Annotated in this window: 2 protein-coding genes and 1 pseudogene; 1 reads left to right on the plus strand and 2 read right to left on the minus strand. The window is 74.4% G+C overall.

Annotated features, from left to right (window positions below; all coding sequences use genetic code 11):
- Positions 1-17: 17 nt before the first annotated feature.
- A complete protein-coding gene (locus tag VFZ20_RS22520; RefSeq protein ID WP_329686203.1) occupies positions 18-1,601 on the minus strand; it encodes a S41 family peptidase in 1,584 nt (527 codons plus the stop codon).
- Positions 1,598-2,812, minus strand: coding sequence for a tetratricopeptide repeat protein (locus VFZ20_RS22525; RefSeq protein ID WP_329686204.1), 1,215 nt, complete (start codon positions 2,810-2,812; stop codon positions 1,598-1,600). The genes VFZ20_RS22520 and VFZ20_RS22525 overlap by 4 nt, the downstream gene beginning before the upstream one ends.
- 553 nt (positions 2,813-3,365) lie before the next feature.
- Here VFZ20_RS22525 and VFZ20_RS22530 point away from each other — a divergent pair.
- Positions 3,366-3,938, plus strand: a pseudogene (locus VFZ20_RS22530) (hypothetical protein); the annotation flags it as partial.

Below are 3,938 nucleotides of genomic sequence, written 5' to 3' on the forward strand. Positions count from 1 at the left end.
TCCCTATTCCCTATTCCCTATTCCCTCGCCCCCAGAATCTCCGCCGCGCGCGCGAACTCCCGCGCGGCCACGCCGATCTGCTCGTCCAGGGCGGCCAGCACGCGGTAATAGCCCGCCGCGCCCCACTTGGTCCCCGCGATCTCGGGGACCAGCAGGCGCTGCAGGGCCCGGTCCGCGTCCGCGCCGGCGGGCACGGCGTGGCCCTGCTGCTGCGCGAAGGCGCGGAACTGCGCCAGGGCCGCGTCGGGCAGGCGCGGCGTGGCCGCCAGCGCCTCCGCCGTCGTAAAGGCGCCGGCGTTCTCCGTGAGGTATCCGCCGATCCATCGCGTGTGCACGGCATCCTCCGCCAAGCGCGCCAGCCACACGGGCGCCGGCTCTGCCTCGGGCATCACCACGTCGGGGTAGATGCCGCCGCCGCCGTAGACCGTGCGTCCCCCCGCCGTGCGGCAGCTGGGACGGCCCACCGTGTCGCGGGCCGCGCGGGCCATCCGGTAGTAGTCCGCGCCCCGCATGTCGCGGTACTGCCGCTGGATCACCCGCCCGCACGGCGTCTTGATGTGGCCGATGGTCAGCATGATCATCGACCCGTCGGAGAGCGGAAAGCCCTGCATCAGCAGCGACTTGCCGAAGGTGGGGCGGCCCACGATCACGGCGCGGTCGTGGTCCTGCAGCGCGCCCGCCACCAGCTCCGACGCGCTGGCCGTCCCCTCGTTCACCATCACCACGATGGGGTACTGCCGCTCCGTCCTCCAGAACGAGCGGCGGACGACGACGCTGTCGTGCACCTCGGCCTTGCGGCCCTCGCTCACGTACACGGTGGCGCCCGCGGGCAGGAACTCGCTGGCCACGCGCGTGGCCTCGTTCACCACGCCGCCGCCGTTGTCGCGCAGGTCCAGCATCAGCCGCTTCATCCCCTGGCCCTCCAGGCGCTCCAGGGCGGCGTGCAGGTCCTCGGCCGCGCGCTCGCTGGCGAACGTCACCACGCGCACGTAGCCCGTCTCGGCGTCCAGCATCATCGCCACGGGCACGGGCGACTCGTCCTCGCCGCGCTCGCGCTTCACGGTGCGCTCCAGCTCCGCGCGCGTGCCGTCCGTGCGCTCGCGCTCGAACGTCAGCCGCACCTCGGAGCCGCGGGTGCCGGCCAGGAACACCTCCAGCTCCACGGGGCTCTCGGCCAGCACCCGGTTGCCGTCGATGGCCACCAGCACGTCGCCGGGAAGGATGTCCTGCCGCGCGGCCGCCGTGCCCGGGGCCACGCTGGCCACGACGGGCTGCCCGCCCACGTAGCGGAAGCCGACGGGGACGGGATGCAGGCGGCCGCTGCGCAGCTGCTGCTCCTTTTGCGGCGACAGGCGCGCGGCGGGGATGACGTACGAGTGCGGGTCGGCCGCCTGCACCATCCCCTGCACGGCCGCCATGAACAGCGCGTGCGTGTCCACCGAGTCCGGGTGGTTCACCCGGATCTGGTTGAGCACCTGGCTGAACATCTGCAGGTCCTCGTACGCCGTGCGGGGCCGCGTGGCGCCGGACGGCTGGGCCGCCGCGGGCGCGGCCGCCAGCAGCAGCGCCGCCGCGGCCAAAAGGCGGGCGCGGGCGCTCACCGCGACCCCCCGGCCTCCGCCGCGATGGCCTGCAGGCGCTGCTCGGCGTGCGGGCGGCGGCCGTGGTTCTGCCGGGCGCGGGACAGGAACTGGCGGAACGCGTCGGCGGCGCCGGACGGGTTGCCCTGGGCGTCGCGCACCATCCCCAGGCCGAAGTACGGCTCGGCATAGTACGGCGCCACCCCGATCACCCGCTCGAACTGCCGGGCCGCGTCGTCGTACCGGCCAATCTGCGTGAGCATGGCGCCGTACGCGTACAGCACCGACGGCTCCGACGTGGCCTGCGCCGCCAGGTCGAACTCGGCGACGGCCGCGGCCGTGTCGCCCTCCGTGAGGGCCAGCGTGGCCATGCGCACGTGCGCCGGGTAGTACGTGAGCTCCTCCGTGAGCGCGCGGCCGTACGCCTCGCGGGCGGCCGGCAGGTTGCCCATCCGCTCGTTGAGCAGGCCGATCCCGTGCTCCATGAGCGCCTTGCTCTCGTACAGGTACACCACGTCGCGCTCGTCCTCGCGGCGCAGCTCCTCCAGCGACTGCGTCATCTCCTGCAGGGCCGGCGCCCAGCTCTGCAGGTGGGCCAGCAGGCGCGCGCGGTCCGCCCGCAGCCCCGACTTGCGCCGCGTCTTGCTGATGGCGTCGGCGTACAGCCGCAGGGCGTCCTCGTGGCTGCCGCGCGCGTACGCCTCGCGGGCCTGCACGTACGGGCCGCCGTCCATGATGGCGTTGCTCACGTAGCGCTGCAGCTCCGTCTCGGGGATGTGCATGCCGCCCGACGCGTCCAGCTCCTGGCGCACCCAGCTTTCCATGTAGAAGCGGAACAGGCCGGCCTCGAAGCGGCGGTACAGGAACGGGTCCATGGTGAGGGCCCGAAAGTACAGCGAGTCCATGGCCTGCACGTCGGCCCGGCGCAGCGTGCGGCGCTCGCCTTCCCAGTAGCTCACCAGGCGGCGCGGGTCCGTCATCAGCAGGGCCGTGTAGCGGCCGTACAGGGCGTCGGACAGCGTGGGGTTGAGCTGGAACGCCCAGTAGAACGCGTCCGCCGCGTCGCGGGGGCGCTGGTTCAGCAGCCGCTCGCCCAGTTCCATGTACGAGCGGGCGTCATTGCTGTCGGCGGCGGCGGGAAGGGCGGGGCGGCGCGGTACGTCGCCGGCGCGCTGGGCGGCGGCCGGCGCGGCGGCAAGCACCAGGAGGGCGGAAAGAAGGATACGACGCACGGTGTGGCTTTTCTGCGGTGTGTGGTGTGGATGCGTCTCGCGCGAGACGACGGCACGGCCCGGCGCGCGGCCGGTCCCGGTGAGGATGAACGGATGCCGGTCCGCGGCCGCGGGGGCGGGCGAGGACCGGGGGAAACGTCAGCGTCGGCGGATCAGCCCTCGCCGCGCCCGTCGCGCATCCGTCTCCTCGTTTGCGGACGACCCGCGGATGCACGGTGCGCGGCAAGCCGGCCCTGGCGGGCGGGTCCGGGAGCGTGCGCGCGTGGGATGGGGATGCCGGGAAACGCGAGCGGAACGGGAACCAGGGCGAAGCGGACAAAGATAACGCGGCGGCCGATCCTCGCAATCCGCCGAGGAGATCCGACGCGCCAGGAGCCGGAGCTCGCGCGCGGATAGGGTCAATGCCCGCCGCCGAAGGTCGTCCGGCCGATCCGCAGGCGCAGGGCCCTTCCGCGCGGCATCCGTTCCACCCAACGTTTGGCGGGTGCCGGCGGTATCACGTCATCGGAGCGCCGCGGATGACGCGCGGCCCGATGGACCCCGCGGACGAACGATGACGATGATGAAGCACCTGGTGCGATTCTGCCTGGCGCTGCTGCTGGCCGCTGGCGCCGCCGCCCCCCTGGCCGCGCAGCCGGGCGCGGAGGACCCCGCCCTGCGCGAGGCCGAGCGGCCGTTCCACGCGCTCCTGCGGCACCGGGCGGAGCTGGGGCTCACGGAGCAGCAGGTGGCGCGGCTGTCGGAGATCCGCGCGGACCTGGAGCGGCGCAACGGCCCCCTGCGCCGCGAGCTGATGACGCGGCACCAGCGCTGGCGCGAGGAGCGCCGCGCGCAGCTGGAGCGCATGTCGCCCCAGGAGCGCCGGGCGGAGCTGCGCCGCGTGCGCGAGCGCCCCGCCGGCGAGCGCGTGCCCGCCGACATGCAGCCCATCGTGCGGCAGATGCGCGGCAACATCGACCAGGCCATGGCCCGCGCGCAGTCCGTGCTCACGGCGGACCAGCGCGACCGGGCGCGCACCATCCTGCGGCGCGAGCTGCGCGAGGGACGCCGCGTGGCGCCCCGGGCGGGCGCGCGCGGTCCCGCGCCGCGCGCGGAGCAGCGGGTGGAGCGGTCCGAGCGCCGCGCC

Origin of the sequence: Longimicrobium sp. (genome assembly GCF_036280135.1) — a bacterium.
Taxonomy (GTDB): Bacteria; Gemmatimonadota; Gemmatimonadetes; order Longimicrobiales; family Longimicrobiaceae; genus Longimicrobium.